Source organism: Legionella fairfieldensis ATCC 49588 (assembly GCF_000621525.1).
Lineage (GTDB): Bacteria > Pseudomonadota > Gammaproteobacteria > Legionellales > Legionellaceae > Tatlockia > Tatlockia fairfieldensis.
Map to the genome: position 1 here is coordinate 33,722 of NZ_JHYC01000004.1, position 15,419 is coordinate 49,140.

Genomic DNA, 15,419 nt, shown 5'->3' on the forward strand with positions numbered 1-15,419 from the left:
TTAATAACCTATTTTGTGCCTTCTGGAGGAAAATTCATCACACGGGTTGTTTCTAACCAGGAATTAATTTCTTCCAGATCAGTAACGGTTAGTGTACCAGCGAGGTATTTTAAATTTAAAATTGCGTTAATCAGATCATATTGATCACTGGCAAGCTGTTGCTGTGCCTCAAAAAGCCGTTGTTGGGCATTGACGACATCCACCATGGTGCGCGTTCCTACCTCGAATTGGGCTTCTGTACTTTCTAATGAATTTTGCTGCGAAATAATAGTTTGCCTGTCTGCCTTGACCTTACTGATCCCATCAATAATGGTATTAAATGCAATGCGACTATTTACTACCACATCCCTATAAATTTGTTCCAGTTGTTGGCTACTTGTCTGGAAATCATATTGGGCCTGTCTGGTTTTTGATTCAACTAATCCGCCTTGAAAAACAGGAAAAGTCATTGCTATGGCAACATTCGCGTTCGCTTGACGATTAGGTACGAAAATAGCTCTATTGAAAGAGTTATTATTACCTTGATTGTGCGTTTCAGTCGCATTTCCCTGTAATGCAAAAACCGGCCAGCTATTGGCTGATTGCATTTTAATCGCTTCACGTGCTGCATCCAGACTGAATCGTGCAGCAAACAGCTTATAATTTTGCCTCAAACCGGTATTAACCCACTCATCGACATTGGCTGGTTCAGGTTTAATGAGAGGGATTCGGCTATCTCGCAGAGAAGATAAATGGTCATAAACATGATTAGTGAGTTTACGTAAATTTTCATTCTGATTAATCTGATTATTTCTTGCAGAAATAACTTGTGCAAGCGAGCGGTCATAGCCAGCTTTGGCTTCATAGACAGAAGTAATTGCATCCAATCCTACTTTGAAGCGTTGTTCAGCTTGATCCAGTTGGCGTTTGTTAGCTCGTTTCTTTGCTTCAGCAAAATTAAGGGTATCTTTAGCGAGTAGCGCTTGAAAATAGGCATTTGCAGTACGTAAAATCAAGCTTTGGGCAGCGTCATTAAAACCAGCCTGTGCTGCTTTGACTGACGCTTTTGCCTGTTGTATCTGAGCCCAGGCCTGATAATTAAAAAGTGCCTGGGAGGCATTCACCTGCCATTGATTATTATTATAAGTGACTTCAAATTTGTCGTGCGCGGCAGCCACGCTTTCAACATTGCGGGAGACAAAAGCCCTGATACCCACTTGAGGATATAGTGCGGCGCGTGCCTGGGGTAGTGCTTCACTACTGGACATATAAGCGCTATAAGCCTGTTTAAACAGAGGATCATTTTCCAGGGCTTGCTGATAGATATCCATCAGATCGGTTGCATGCGAGGAAAACGATAAACTCTGAGCAAACACCAACAGGCACAACACTATTTTTTTCATACAACCTTGTTCCTAGAAAACAAACTCTTTCGGCTTTAATTTGTCAATTAAGGGAGGAATGCAGGTTTCGAATACCACTTGACCATGCCAGCTGCCGTCATGGTGTAAATGATGTAATTGGCCCTGCATAACAGGTGCTTTACCAATAATAGCGAATAACTTGCCGCCGGGCAGGACTTGTAGACGATGCGTATCCGTAAGCTTCTCCAGCGAACCAGTAAATACTATGACGTCATAAGGCGCTTTATCAAGCCAGCCACGGCAGGCATCTCCCGTAATGAGTTCGACATTCGTACATTTATAATGATCGAGATGACGATGTGCAATACGGGTGAATTCCTGATAATAATCAATACTTAATACTTTTTTACATAATCGACTCAAAAGAGCGGTCAAGAATCCCGTCCCCGTCCCTACTTCCAACACCGTTTCATGACCTCGTAAGGCCAATGCCTGGAGTAAGGTACCTTCTTCCAGAGGGGTCATCATTCGTTGACCATGAGCCAGCGGTATTTGCATATCAGAATAAGCAAAAGCACGTTGGTTATCAGGGACAAATTCATCACGTGGGAAAATATCAAATAAAGAAAGAATAGTTTCATCAAGTACGTCACCAGTACGAAGCTGTTGTTTGACCATGTTGATTCGAGCATTTTGACCATTAGTCATTAGTTCACCATCATATTAGTAAAAGCGATTTTAATTTAACACGTTGTAATGAGCTATAAGATTTCAACCAGTGAATAGACTTCATCGAAAACGCTGCTACACAGAGAAGAAGTCTAATTATAAGCACAGCGTAGGTTAAAACGTTGCGAGGATTTTAGCAAGAATTGATAAAAGGTGCGATTGATTCAATCTTAATTCATCCGGGAGATTGTTTTTTAGGCAGTTCCCGGTGAAATTAAATGATTTCATAGTGAGCGTGTGTAAAATTTGTTATCATTACCCCCTTTAAATTTTTATAAACTCAAAAGGAGAGTAATGTGCGCGAGCAATTTACTGAGTTTTTGCAAACTGAGTTAAATACACTGAAGGAAGAAGGTCTGTACAAAGGGGAGCGCATCATTGCGAGTCCCCAGCAGGCAGAAATTAAAGTAAAAAATAACGAGGTAATTAACCTGTGTGCTAACAATTATCTAGGTCTTGCTAACCATCCGGTTTTAATTGCCGAGGGGCAAAAGGCGCTGGAAAAATATGGTTATGGTATGGCCTCCGTGCGTTTTATCTGTGGCACACAAACAGTACATAAAGAATTGGAAAAAAAGATAAGTCATTTTCTTGCCAAAGAAGATACTATTCTTTACTCATCCTGTTTTGATGCCAATACAGGATTATTTGAAACACTACTCGGTGCAGAAGATGCAATTATCAGTGATGCTTTAAACCACGCCAGTATTATCGATGGGGTGCGTTTGTGCAAGGCAACGCGCTTTCGCTATGCCAATAATGATATGAAAGATCTGGAGCAACAGCTTATTGCTGCCAAAAATGCCCGATTTCGTTTAATAGCCACGGACGGGGTTTTCTCGATGGATGGCATTATTGCTAATCTGGCGGCGATTTGTGAACTGGCTGATCGTTATGATGCGATGGTGATGGTTGATGATTCGCACGCAGTGGGTTTTATGGGAGAAACAGGTCGCGGCACGCCTGAATATTGTGGGGTTGCCGATAGAATTGATATTCTTACCGGTACTTTGGGTAAGGCACTGGGTGGTGCTTCAGGGGGATATACTGCGGCAAATGCTGTAATTGTTGAGTGGTTGCGTGAGCGTTCAAGACCTTATCTTTTTTCTAATACTTTAGCGCCGGTGATTGCTCATAGTTCGATTGCCGTATTGGATTTATTGCAAGAAAGTAATGAGCTTGCACAAAAATTAAAGCGGAACAGTCGCTATTTTCGTGAAGGAATGACAAAACTGGGTTTTGAGTTGGTTCCTGGTGAGCATCCGATTATTCCTGTCATGCTAGGTGATGCGGCATTGGCTGGACGTATGGCTGAATGCTTATTGAAAGAAGGCATTTATGTTGTTGGTTTTTCCTACCCTGTTGTACCAAAAGGCAAAGCAAGGATTCGCACGCAAATGTCTGCGGCTCATGAGTTAGAGCATTTGGATAGAGCCCTGGATGCTTTTGCCAAAGTAGGCAAAGAATTAAAAATTTGTTGATATAAAACATTTTGAGAGGTGTACCCATGAGATCATTAGTGAAAGCCAAGCGTGAGCCGGGAATCTGGATGCAGGATGTGCCAACTCCTGAGTACGGTGTCAATGACGTCCTTATTAAAATCCATAAAACAGCGATCTGTGGTACTGATATTCACATTTATAATTGGGATGACTGGGCGCAGGCTACCATTCCTGTCCCTATGACGGTAGGTCATGAGTTTTATGGCGAGATTGTAGAACTTGGTCGGGAAGTAAAAGGATTGAAAGCAGGGCAGCGTGTTTCAGGTGAAGGACACATTACTTGTGGTATGTGCCGAAATTGCCGGGCAGGTAAACGACATCTTTGTCGTAATACAGAAGGTGTTGGTGTGAACAGACCTGGCTGCTTTGCCGAATATTTGGCATTGCCTGCGACTAACGTCTTGGTTTTACCTGATGATATTACTTCTGAACAAGCTGCAATTCTTGATCCATTCGGTAATGCAACTCATTGCGCTTTGGCTTTTGATGTTGTAGGTGAGGACGTGTTAATTACAGGAGCAGGGCCTATTGGTATTATGGCCGTGGCGATAGCACGTCATGCGGGTGCACGTCATGTAGTGATTACTGATGTTAATGATTACCGTCTGGAGTTGGCACGTAAAATGGGTGCTACCCGTGCCGTGAATGTTAAATATCAGCCTGTTCGAGAGGTCATGGACGAGCTGGGTATGATAGAAGGTTTTGATGTGGGACTCGAAATGTCAGGGAATCCTATGGCTTTGAATGATATGGTTAAGACAATGAATCATGGTGGTCATATTGCCATGTTAGGTATTCCCCCGCAGGAAACTTTGATTGATTGGAATGAAGTGATTTTTAAAGGTTTGGTCATTAAAGGAATTTATGGTCGGGAAATGTTTGAAACCTGGTATAAAATGATTGCTATGCTGCAAAGTGGATTAAATTTGGAACCGGTGATGACTCATCATTTTCCTGTCGCAGATTATCAGCATGCCTTTCAAATCATGGCGTCAGGTCAGTCAGGAAAAGTTATTCTTGATTGGTCTTAATAAAGTGACGCTTGATGATGCATGCCTTATTTAAACGTTAATCAGCAGGTGCAGCTGCCTCTTGAGAAACCATTCTGTTTGGTTTACCTTCTGCACTTGTTTTAATTGAGATAAAACACCTATGTCACAATATATTTTTACCATGAACCGCGTCAGCAAGATAGTGGATAATCAACGCTTTATCTTAAAGGATATTTCATTGAGTTTTTTTCCAGGAGCAAAGATTGGCGTCTTGGGTTTAAATGGCTCGGGTAAGTCCACTTTGTTACGTATCATGGCTGGCGTTGATCAGCAGTTTGAAGGGGAAGCCAGGCCACAGCCCGGTATTAAAATTGGTTATTTGGAGCAGGAACCACAGCTTGACCTGAATAAGACTGTACGACAGGTGGTGGAAGAGGGTGTTGCAGACATCAAGACGAAATTGGCTGAATTTGATGCGATTAGTATGCGCTTTGCTGAACCAATGAGTGATGAGGAAATGAATGACCTGTTGGTTAAACAGGGTGAATTACAAAATGATATTGAAACTCATGGCGGCTGGGATCTTGATCGAAGGCTGGATATCGCTGCAGACGCTCTTCGTTTACCGGATTGGGAAGCAAAAATTAATCAATTATCGGGTGGTGAGCGCCGCCGTGTTGCGCTTTGCCGCCTTTTGTTATCAAGCCCTGATATGTTGTTGCTTGACGAGCCAACCAACCATTTGGATGCAGAAAGTGTTGCCTGGCTTGAACGTTATCTGGAAGAGTTTTCCGGGACTGTTGTTGCTATCACTCATGATCGCTATTTCCTGGATAATGCGGCTGAATGGATTTTAGAGCTTGATCGGGGCGAAGGTATTCCTTACAAGGGAAACTATACGGCCTGGCTTGAGCAGAAAGAAGAACGTTTAGCGATGGAAGATAAACAGCAGGCGTCTCATCAGCGTGCGATTAAAGCGGAGCTGGAATGGGTACGTACATCGCCTAAGGGACGTCATGCCAAAAACAAGGCAAGACTTGCCCGTTTTGAAGAAATGAATTCCAAAGAATTTCAAAAACGTAATGAAACGAATGAACTTTATATTCCGCCCGGTGAGCGTTTGGGGGATTTAGTCATTGAAGGAAAACAGGTTCGTAAATCATTTGGTGATCGTTTACTGATTGATGATTTGAATTTTCAATTACCCAAAGGCGGTGTTTTGGGAATTATTGGCCCTAACGGTGCAGGTAAATCCACTTTTCTCAAAATGATTACAGGACAGGAAAGTCCTGATAGCGGAGAAATTCGTATTGGTGATACTGTAAATTTAGCGTATGTCGATCAGATGCGTGATCATTTGGATGATAATAAAACAGTCTGGCAGGAAATTTCGGATGGGCACGATATTATGCAAGTAGGCTCATTTCAAATGCCTTCCCGTGCTTATGTTGGACGCTTTAACTTTAAAGGGGCTGATCAGCAAAAGAAAATGGTGCAATTATCAGGAGGTGAACGAAACCGCGTTCATTTAGCAAAATTGCTTAAGCGAGGCGGGAATGTTTTGTTACTTGATGAACCTTCTAACGATCTGGATGTGGAAACGTTGAGAGCTTTGGAAGAAGCGCTATTAAACTTTCCGGGTTGTGCCATTGTCATTTCTCACGATCGCTGGTTTTTAGACCGGATTTGCACTCATCTGATGGCCTTTGAAGGAGATTCCCAGGTTGTGTATATCGAAGGCAACTATAGCGATTATGAAGCGGACAGAAAGCGACGATTAGGTGATGAAGCCACCAAACCTTCCCGTATTAAATATCGCCGTTTAAAGCAATAAATATCAGCGATGAAGGTTGTTATGGTTACCATTAAATTATTTTTTAATAGAGAGATTTTTTTACATGAATAAGTTGTTTTTGGCAGGCTTGTTGTGTTTTGGGCTTGCTGGCTGTGCGGAATATTATGATGAATCGACCTTAATTACTGACGATAATGGATATATGCATCGTACTACCCATTATTTACGGGATAAACGGGGACGAGATTATTTTCCTGTGAAAATTACCCCTCCGGGGAAAAAACAATTTATTTTTGATCCCAAAGCCTATGCCTGGGCTGCTTATGATCCTGAAGGCAATCGCCTGATGACGGGTAGTGCTTCGGGTGGTAAAGATGTTTGTGATGAAAATGCTAATCAATCGTGCCGTACAGTTACCGGGACTTTCCACGTCTACAATAAACGCGGCCTGGAATGCCGCTCAGGAGAGTATCCAGTAGAAACAGAAGGTGGGGCAAAGATGCCTTATTGCATGTATTTTTATCAAGGTTTTACCATTCATGCGGCTTATGAAGTACCTTATGCCAATACGAGCCATGGTTGCGTTCGGGTGTTACCCAGTGCGGCCAAGTGGTTAAATGAACAGTTCATTACTGTAGGAACAGAAGTCATTGTTTTATCTTATGCTGATGAAAAGGATCACTAATTAACGGCGAATTGCCACCGAAGTCGGCCTCCAATATCTTGTTAAAGATCCTATGGATGGCCGACTTTAGACCATGACTGCTGCGCCGAGAGGGTACTATTATCTGCTGGAAAGTCTGTTGCTGATGCTTCTGTGTTTAGACTATTTCGACGTGCAGTCGATACAACCTTATCAAGGCTCTTGCCGATAGAGGTTTTAAAAAGGCAAAATGATCCCGCAAAATGGGGTGTTGAATTAAACTTTTGGGCGGCGAGATCACTGAGCCATATGGAAAGAGCGACACCGATGAGCGTACCAACAGTTGCACCAACAGGTCCTGCAATCAAAAAGCCTAATCCGCCACTAACACCACTACAAACAGCAACCGTCAATACGCAGAGTAATATCCGGCATAGTACAGTCAAACATGTACTTAATATGCTTTGACGAGATATAAGTTTATCTTTCATCGTTTCATAAAAGTCTGCAACGGCTTGCAATTTTTTACTGTCGTCTGATTGCTGTAATCCATTAATCAGATTGAATGTTTCACAGGCTAATACAAGAGCAGTCTCTGGTCCCTCTTGCTGGGCAAGCTTAACCAGATCTTGTAATGCCAGACCCAGAGGAGTATTGCCATAGGGTTGAATGGCTGTTCTGAGCTGCTCATAAAGTATAGCTATTGTCTGTATAGCAATTACTTTGTATTGTTGGTCTCTGCTACCTACATTAGGTATGATGAAATAAGGTCTTGCTCCAGCAAGACTTTGCAGTTCAGTAATATTCATTGGGTTATTGTCAGTTTGTAAGCCAACTAGCAAAATAGTAGCATGAGGATAAATATATTGGACTGTTTCCATTTCAGCTTGATATCGAGCTACATCAAAAGAATTAGACAAATCAATTATATAGCTAGCCAACTTTATCTCGTCAAGGCATAGTAATCGATTTGTAATAGTTACAGGGTGAGATTCTGGTAGTGAAGCGTATTCAAAAGCTAAGTGGTGGTAAAAAGACATGATGCTGCTCACTAAATCAAAGAATAAAATAAATGAACGATTGTACTATTTATTAATTTGTAGATCAATAAATAGTCAGTAATCTTGCTAGTATTCTATTTTTATCTGATGGTACAAGTACTGCTCAAGATGAATGGCCAGATACAGCCGTGTATAAATCCATCTCGATAAGCAATGTGGCTACAGTGTAGTGCTATACCATTCCTCATAGAGGTGGGAAACAACTCCCTCCGTTTATAATCCATTGATAACTCTACTAATCATCAGTGATGTACTCGAACACTCTTAAGGGCTGTATCTAGGAGACCTACCTTGTTAATACCTGCTTTGCTTCGCGGATTAAAGCGAAGCAAGGCAAGAAAAATGGCTAAAGGGTTAAAACACGGGAACATCTAACACCAGCCTGGCTGGACTTCTGGCTGCGGGACTGATAGCTACTGCTACCAGGGCCAAAGAACTGGGCCCATGCCTCCTGTTGTGAGACCATCATATACTGGGTAGAACTCCAGTAAGCGTTTGCAGGAATACTGAAGTTGCTAATTTCTATCAAGCTGGATTGTATGTTTTGCAGGAGTGGTATACTTTGGGTGCCGCAACTGCTGCTTCCATACCCCATCTCACAAATGGCGGGCAGGTACCAGTCGGAATACCCACTGATTGCTTGCGTACACAATCCTGCGGCGAAGTAAGTGATGGGGGTTTGTCCGGGAGTTGCAGTAAAGAGAGGAGTACCTCCATTTGCCGTAGTATTATTGGTAATGAATTGGTCATAAAATCTCATGATGTTATTGGTATTGCAAGAGCCATCTAATATTCCATCGCATTGGGCAAAATCAGCAGCGGTAAAAGGATTGGGATTGGTATAGGTCGTTGAAAAAAAGGAAGCAAAAGCGGCGTAAGTGGGGGAGCCAAGGGAGGACGTGGAGGTCCGATCAACCCCAGGAATCATATCCCAGCTTACATCAGCATTGTTCATACCACCGCTTCCGCCACCAATACCTCCATTTGAACTCCAGACAATACCATTGGGAAAAATAGCGGCCTGGTTTGTTGTGGTAAAAACTTTCCCGCCCACACTGTCAGTATTGGGAGCTGTGTCATCAAAAGCAAAGACATAACCACCCTGATAAATACAACCATAACTTAAGATGACCACATCAATCGATACGGTCGTGGCGTTGTCAGCGCTGACCTGAACTGCGCCGGGCACAGGCGCTGTTCCACTTGAACAGGGATTGGTGCCATCGGAGGTGGCTGTGGCGCCGGGGGTGATGGTAATCGTACAGCTGCCGCTTGCTGCTAATGTGCTCCCACAGGTTGTGGTGCTTGAGGTTCCTGCGGGCCAGGTTGGTGGCGTGACTGATAAGTTCACCGCTGGATTAGTGCCTGTGTTGGTAATCGTAATTACACGGGCAAGGCCGGAAGAAGGTGTTCCAGTGATTCCGTATTCTGTAAACCCTGTTACACTTAAGGCCAGGTTACTAACACTCGTGCTCAATGTCGTATTTACGGCACAATTCACTGCAACATTGGTAACATTCCCCGCACCCATCGTACCGCTGCCATTGGTGACCGTACAGGTTTGACTTGGTGGCTGCGTTAATACCGTCACATTATAGGGCGCCCCCTGAGCCACGGTTGAAGTAAAGGTAAACGCCCCGTCACTACTCAGGGATAAATTATCCGCGCCATTGTTTTGCAACACAACGGTTCCGGAGGATAAACCGGATAAAGTGCCTCCCACCGTGTAGGCATTGATGGAGCATTGTACTTGTACAGTGGTGATATTAGAGCCACCTGCGGTACCACTGCCGCTGGTTACTGTACAGGTTTGTGTTGCAGGCTGTGTCAGAATCGTCACATTGTAGGTTGCCCCTTGAGCAATGGGTGTGGGAAAGGTAAAGGCTCCATTGCTGTTGACGGTCAGGGTATCGCCGCCATTATTTTGCAGCACCACTGATTCTGATACCGCCAGCCCGGTAACACTTCCCCCCACAGAGCGGGTATTTGTGGAGCAATTCACAGTCACGTTGGTGACATTGGCATTAATGAGGATACCGCTGCCATTGGTTACGGTACAGGTTTGAGTGGCAGGTTGACTTTGCACCGTGACTGAATAAGCACTTCCCGGAGGGAGCGCACTTGAAAAGGTAAAGGTTCCGTCTGCATTCAAGGTCAGTGCATCACTCCCATTATTTGCAAGCACTAAAGTCCCTAAAAGACCAAAGACAGAGCCCCCTACGGTATAATTGGCTCCTTTGATAATATGTAAGATGTCAGGGCGGCCTGGCTGATAACATTGGTTGGGATTGCCATGCTCGCACACGGCAGGGCCGCCCAGAATATCCCCTTTCAAGGTGTTACCGTTAATAAGTAAACTTAAAATGCAGGATTGCTGGTAACCTAAAACAAAAAAACTGGAACAGTACCCTGGCGTTGTTACCTGGTCACGCCGGGTATGTTTCTCATCATCAGCGTATGAGGTCTTCTGGATTGATTGGTCACTTGATAGCTGACCGTAGCGGTAGCGTCTGCTTCCACCGTGAGCGTTGTCGGAGTTAATGGGGTAAATGTCCACAAGGGCATACCTGCGTGCACGAAAGCCATGGCCAACGCCAGCCATGCACCTGTCATTATCCTGATAACCGGTCTACTGTTCATCTTTATCCTTATGCGATGTAAGTAAGATTAAATCACACCTCATGGGTGTCGGGGTATGGATGATTACTCGTGAAATTCATTCCTTGCCTCAGCAATTTTGCTTGTTGTTATTTGGCGTGATTTGACATCGATAAACTCTCGTAAATTATCATACTTCGTTGATGTTTTGAAATCAAAAGCTTTCTTTATTACCCTTATTGAAGGACACTTTTAGCTATAATCTCAACCCGCATCGGGAACAATAGTCTATAATTAAAAAACGAGATTATGCATTCTCATGATGCAGCTTGGTATAAGGAGATTTGTATGAAGATTAAATCAACAATAGCTGGATTAATAATCTCAATATCCATGATTGGAGCAGCGGGAGCAGCTCAGGCAGCTTGCAGTACACACTGTCCAGTTCAGGAGGGATTTTCAGGAACAGGGTGGCACATGGTTCCCTGTAATTCTAATATTCAACCAGCTCAAACCTGGCAACAATACGTTAGCGGAGGTTATGCTCCACCAGTAACAGGGCAGAGCAACTTTTTCTTATTGCCATTATTGCCATAAGAATTAGTAGTTCAGAGTGAGAGAGCCGGATTAATCTGGTTCATCTCACTGTTACTTTTGGAATGTATACAGAATAGGGCAGATTAATCGGTGATCGGATGCTAAGGGTAAATTCATCTAAATTTTGAACACTAAATAATTTTCCCCCTAAGTATGTGCTTTATGCACAGCATGCATACGATTTTGAGTAGAGATCGAAGCTTCCGCGCATAAAGCGCGGAACGTTGTCTTTGTTTGTGTGTTTACTCTGATGCTAAGGCGACGGGTGTTGAAGTGGTGTTGCTGGTGTGGTAGTGGTTGTTGCAGGTTGATTGGTTGTTGACTGTGGTAAAGGGTTAACCTGAACAGGCACAGCAATCATTTGCATGATACCTAAATCACCAGATACCTTACGTCCTACAACCAGGTTTATATTGAGCGATTGCGTCAGTTTTTCTTTATCATTTTGATAGACTACTTGCATGGGAATAGTGGCTTTCCATTGATTATCCTTCCCTTCCGTTATTTTTCCCTGGCCACTCACCATGCTGCTGACTATTAATTGTTGAGATTTAATGGCATTCAGGTTTCCTGATTTTTCCAGGGCGTCATTAAACCCTTGCCAGCCCTGTTCTGTGTAACAGGCTTTTAGAGCAGATAACTGCTTGTCCAGCAAATTATGATCGAATTCAAATGATTGTTCCGCTGCTTTTTCTGCCCATTTCAGGACAATGGCTTGTTCAATGTGAGTGGTTTGTGCGGGGATGTGGTAATTGCAATTCAGTGGTTGCGGTAATGGTGTTGATGCTCCTGTGGTGGGTGCCGAGCTACTGGACGCTGCTGGTGTTGGATTATCAGGAGTAGAGGGTGTCTGATTTCCAGGGCTGGCAGGGGTTGGTGTACCGGGAGTTGCGGGTACCTGAATACCTTGGCCGGAAGGGGTCTGTATTGAATCCGCGGTGGCGGTGGAAACGGGCATTGCCTGTGTTTGCTTTGCATGGGTGTTGTTATTGTTTTCGGCGTGTACCGATGCCCCTAAGATAGTCATTAATCCTACCCACAGCATGGATTTTTTCATTGCTAACACTCCTTTTGCATTAATAATAAGTTAATAACTCCGCCATAAGACTGGCAGCCAATCGCGCAGTCTTATGCCCTTCATCAAGAGGAGGCGAGAGTTCAGCGATGTCAAAACCTACTACTTTGCCAGTTTGCAAAATGTATTTCAACAAAGGTATAACCTGCCACGGTGTTAAACCTGTCGCCTGAGGGGCGCTTACGCCAGGAGCGAAACATTCAGCAAACACATCCAGGCAAAGACTCAGGTAAATAAATTCATGATTTGAAATAAAATTATCCAGAAAATCGGTTTGCCAGGCAAGACTTTTTTCATGGATTTGCTCGGCATAAAGGTAAGCAACTCCTGATTCATGAGCACTGGCAAATAAACTTTCAGTGTTGGCGATCCGTTGAATGCCCAGACAACAATAGTTAAAAACGAATTGATGTTGTAAACAATAATCAGCAATCTGGCGAAAAGGTGTACCCGAAGTTGCATAATGGCCCTTTTTGAGGGGGCGCAAATCGAAATGAGCATCAAAATTAATGATTCCCAGGTTGGAATAATGGGGAGCTAAACCACGAAAATGAGGCCAGGCTATTTCATGCCCGCCCCCTAAAGCAACGGTTTTATAACCTTGCTGATGACAATGATCGATTAAACGGGCAAATTGTTCCTGAGCAGCTTCCAGTTTGTCGGTAGCAATGATATTTCCTATGTCAATAAATTGCTGGTCGGAATGACAAGCGAGTCTGGCTAATTGTTCTCGCAATTGTAATGGGCCGTCTTTCGCACCAACACGGCCCGCATTGCGTTTTATTCCTTCATCGCTGCAAAATCCTGTAATAACAGTTTCTCCCCGGGTTTGCCTTAAGCGTTGCTGAGTCAGATCAAGTACAGTCACATGTTGAAAAAAACGTTCTCCTGGCCTGCTATCTTTTCTTCCTTGCCAGATGGATGGTTCTGTTGATTCATAATTTAAAAGGTCGGGCAACATGTAAGTTCCGGAATGAATACCAGATAGTCCATGATATCCTGCTCCAGAATTATTTGCACTTGGTTGCGCTAAAATCGTGCTAATTGCAGACACGTCTGTTATTATCAGCACTATTTTATTTGTACTCGCTACAGAGGAGTCTATAGTGTTTCTAATCACAGGCGGGGGCAGTGGGATAGGCCGAGCTTTGGCACAAGCTTTGGCAACGCGAGGCAGAGAAGTGCTGATTGTGGGCCGGCGGGAAGAAATGCTGGCAGAGACAGCGGCTTTTTCTTCATTAATTAATTATCTATGCGCAGACGTTTCTACGGATAAAGGACGACAACACATCGTCACTTACCTGGCAACCGTTTCTTCAATTACCGGGCTGATTCATAACGCCGGTATTATTGAACCAATTACGTCAATTGCCACTATTGAAGAATCATCCTGGCAACAGATTATGGCTACCAATCTTAATGCCCCTTTGTTTTTGAATCAGTTATTATTGGAAAAGTTAAAAGAGGGGAAGGTATTACATATTGGTTCCGGCGTGGCTTATTTTCCAGTCAAAGGCTGGGCAGGTTATTGCGTTTCCAAAGCAGCTTTAGCCATGCTGACTCGTTGTTGGCAATTGGAAAGTCAGGATGCTGCTTTTGCCAGTGTTATGCCTGGAATAATTGATACGGATATGCAGGCAATTATTCGTCACACTCCCTTTATGGATGAAGAGCAACGCGCATTCTACGATTCGCTCCACCAAAAAGGACATTTATTGTCTCCAGCTACCGTAGCGCTTTTTTTAACCTGGTTATTATTGGATATTGATAAAGGGCTTTATAGTTCAAAAGAATGGGATATTTATGATAAAAGCCACCATCCGGCATGGCTCGTAGCGCCTCATTGCGTGCCTTTCTGGGAGTAGCCATGCAAGGATGCGATCGCTTGTTGTTAAATGCGACAATCATTGACTCTAATGGGAAACAATTAGAAAAACAGGCTATTGCAATCGCTAAAGGTCATATAATCTGGTGTGGAGAAACCGATGAAGTTCCTCCGGGCTATCAGCAGGAAGCGCTTGTTATTGAAGATTGTCAAGGCCAGTTAGTTACTCCTGGATTAATCGATTGTCACACCCATCTGGTTTATGCCGGCAATCGCGCCCATGAATTTAAACAGCGCCTTGAGGGGTTAAGTTATACTGAAATTGCACGCGCTGGTGGAGGCATTTTATCAACGGTTCGTCAGACTCGTGCCGCGACAGAGGAGGCGCTTTTAGAGCAGTCATTGCCGAGATTGCTGGCTTTACGAGCTGAAGGAGTTACTACGGTAGAAATAAAATCAGGTTACGGTCTTGATTTGGAAAATGAATTGAAAATTTTGCGTGTGGCGAGACAATTGGGCGCAATGAGTGGTTTACGAATTAAAACGACATTTCTTGGCGCACACACGTTGCCTCCGGAGTTTAATAATAAACAAACCTATGTGGATTTCCTTTGCTCTGATATGTTACCTGCCGTAGTCAGTTCCGGGCTTGCCGATGCGGTAGATGTATTCTGTGAATCCATTGGTTTTACTCTGGACCAGACAGAACAGTTGTTTCTTAAAGCGAAAGAATCAGGATTGCCTGTTAAATGTCACGCTGAACAATTATCCAATCTGGGTGCAAGTCGATTGGCGGCAGATATGGGCGCATTGTCTTGTGATCATCTGGAGCACTTGGATGTTTTGGGTGCTTCTGCCATGGCCAGTAACGGCACTGTAGCAGTTCTTTTACCTGGCGCTTATTATTTTTTAGGTGAAACTAAAAAACCGCCGGTAGCTCTTTTGCGTGAAAAAAAAATAGGAATGGCCATTGCGACCGACACAAATCCAGGCACTTCTCCTACCACCTCATTATTGCTAATGCTCAATATGGCTTGTCAATTTTTTAATCTTACTGTACCGGAGGTATTAGCCGGTGCGACTTATCAGGCTGCAAGGGCGCTGGGTATTGAAAACGAAACAGGAGCAATAAAAGTAGGACTAGCTGCTGATTTAGTACGTTGGTCAGTGAAAAATAGCGAGTCACTTTGCTATTATTTTGGTTACATTCCACCCCATCAAACCATGGTGGCTGGTGAGTATATTAAGTGAATTTTATA

At 43.6% G+C, this 15,419-nt stretch carries 13 protein-coding genes; 7 read left to right on the top strand and 6 right to left on the bottom strand.

The features are described from left to right. Positions 1-8 precede the first annotated feature (8 nt). Together T345_RS0101145 and T345_RS0101150 are read right to left on the bottom strand one after the other, a co-directional pair. Positions 9-1,382 carry a TolC family outer membrane protein gene (locus T345_RS0101145; protein ID WP_028387716.1) on the bottom strand — a complete coding sequence of 458 codons (1,374 nt, stop codon included), beginning with the start codon at positions 1,380-1,382 and terminating at the stop codon, positions 9-11. Positions 1,383-1,394: 12 nt separating this feature from the next. Beyond that, complete coding sequence (locus T345_RS0101150; protein ID WP_028387717.1) at positions 1,395-2,051, bottom strand: protein-L-isoaspartate O-methyltransferase family protein; 657 nt, start codon at positions 2,049-2,051, stop codon at positions 1,395-1,397. A gap of 317 nt (positions 2,052-2,368) precedes the next feature. Here T345_RS0101150 and T345_RS0101155 point away from each other — a divergent pair, with 317 nt between their 5' ends. The 4 genes from T345_RS0101155 (at position 2,369) to T345_RS0101170 (ending at position 7,046) form a co-directional block, all read left to right on the top strand. Beyond that, complete coding sequence (locus T345_RS0101155; protein ID WP_028387718.1) at positions 2,369-3,553, top strand: glycine C-acetyltransferase; 1,185 nt, start codon at positions 2,369-2,371, stop codon at positions 3,551-3,553. Positions 3,554-3,579: 26 nt separating this feature from the next. Then, positions 3,580-4,605, top strand: a complete 1,026-nt coding sequence (gene tdh, locus T345_RS0101160) for an L-threonine 3-dehydrogenase (protein ID WP_028387719.1) — start codon at positions 3,580-3,582, stop codon at positions 4,603-4,605. 121 nt (positions 4,606-4,726) lie between these two features. Continuing rightward, the gene (gene ettA / locus T345_RS0101165) at positions 4,727-6,400 is read left to right on the top strand and encodes an energy-dependent translational throttle protein EttA (RefSeq protein ID WP_028387720.1); all 1,674 of its coding nucleotides are present in this window, start codon (positions 4,727-4,729) and stop codon (positions 6,398-6,400) included. 64 nt (positions 6,401-6,464) lie between these two features. Further along, positions 6,465-7,046: a L,D-transpeptidase gene (locus T345_RS0101170; protein WP_028387721.1), complete on the top strand. Its 582-nt coding sequence runs from the start codon at positions 6,465-6,467 to the stop codon at positions 7,044-7,046. 50 nt (positions 7,047-7,096) lie between these two features. Here T345_RS0101170 and T345_RS0101175 read toward each other — a convergent pair whose 3' ends face one another. Further along, positions 7,097-7,945 carry a hypothetical protein gene (locus T345_RS0101175; RefSeq protein ID WP_131777793.1) on the bottom strand — a complete coding sequence of 283 codons (849 nt, stop codon included), beginning with the start codon at positions 7,943-7,945 and terminating at the stop codon, positions 7,097-7,099. 466 nt (positions 7,946-8,411) lie between these two features. Next, positions 8,412-10,667, bottom strand: coding sequence for an Lcl C-terminal domain-containing protein (locus T345_RS14445; protein ID WP_028387723.1), 2,256 nt, complete (start codon positions 10,665-10,667; stop codon positions 8,412-8,414). Between the two features lie 344 nt (positions 10,668-11,011). Between T345_RS14445 and T345_RS0101185 the strand changes: the two genes are divergently transcribed. Further along, a complete protein-coding gene (locus T345_RS0101185; RefSeq protein ID WP_028387724.1) occupies positions 11,012-11,260 on the top strand; it encodes a hypothetical protein in 249 nt (82 codons plus the stop codon). A gap of 253 nt (positions 11,261-11,513) precedes the next feature. Here the strand turns inward: T345_RS0101185 and T345_RS13225 are convergent, their stop codons facing one another. Beyond that, positions 11,514-12,317, bottom strand: a complete 804-nt coding sequence (locus T345_RS13225; RefSeq protein WP_051555073.1) for a DotI/IcmL/TraM family protein — start codon at positions 12,315-12,317, stop codon at positions 11,514-11,516. Between the two features lie 19 nt (positions 12,318-12,336). After that, a complete protein-coding gene (gene hutG / locus T345_RS0101195; RefSeq protein ID WP_028387725.1) occupies positions 12,337-13,296 on the bottom strand; it encodes a formimidoylglutamase in 960 nt (319 codons plus the stop codon). 145 nt (positions 13,297-13,441) lie between these two features. On the opposite strand from hutG, the gene T345_RS0101200 reads away from it, so the two are divergent. Both T345_RS0101200 and hutI read left to right on the top strand, forming a co-directional pair. After that, entirely contained in the window at positions 13,442-14,200 is a 759-nt protein-coding gene (locus T345_RS0101200; RefSeq protein WP_028387726.1) for an SDR family NAD(P)-dependent oxidoreductase, read from the top strand. A gap of 2 nt (positions 14,201-14,202) precedes the next feature. Continuing rightward, on the top strand, positions 14,203-15,411 hold the full coding sequence (gene hutI, locus T345_RS0101205; RefSeq protein WP_028387727.1) for an imidazolonepropionase: 1,209 nt from the start codon (positions 14,203-14,205) through the stop codon (positions 15,409-15,411). Positions 15,412-15,419 lie beyond the last annotated feature (8 nt).

Bases quoted from the DNA above. Each gene is read 5' to 3' on its own strand.
- T345_RS0101145 (WP_028387716.1), bottom strand. From the start codon at position 1,382: ATGAAAAAAATAGTGTTGTGCCTGTTGGTGTTTGCTCAGAGTTTATCG.
- T345_RS0101150 (WP_028387717.1), bottom strand. From the start codon at position 2,051: ATGACTAATGGTCAAAATGCTCGAATCAACATGGTCAAACAACAGCTT.
- tdh (WP_028387719.1), top strand. From the start codon at position 3,580: ATGAGATCATTAGTGAAAGCCAAGCGTGAGCCGGGAATCTGGATGCAG.
- ettA (WP_028387720.1), top strand. From the start codon at position 4,727: ATGTCACAATATATTTTTACCATGAACCGCGTCAGCAAGATAGTGGAT.
- T345_RS0101170 (WP_028387721.1), top strand. From the start codon at position 6,465: ATGAATAAGTTGTTTTTGGCAGGCTTGTTGTGTTTTGGGCTTGCTGGC.
- T345_RS14445 (WP_028387723.1), bottom strand. From the start codon at position 10,667: ATGGCTGGCGTTGGCCATGGCTTTCGTGCACGCAGGTATGCCCTTGTG.
- T345_RS0101185 (WP_028387724.1), top strand. From the start codon at position 11,012: ATGAAGATTAAATCAACAATAGCTGGATTAATAATCTCAATATCCATG.
- T345_RS13225 (WP_051555073.1), bottom strand. From the start codon at position 12,317: ATGAAAAAATCCATGCTGTGGGTAGGATTAATGACTATCTTAGGGGCA.
- hutG (WP_028387725.1), bottom strand. From the start codon at position 13,296: ATGTTGCCCGACCTTTTAAATTATGAATCAACAGAACCATCCATCTGG.
- hutI (WP_028387727.1), top strand. From the start codon at position 14,203: ATGCAAGGATGCGATCGCTTGTTGTTAAATGCGACAATCATTGACTCT.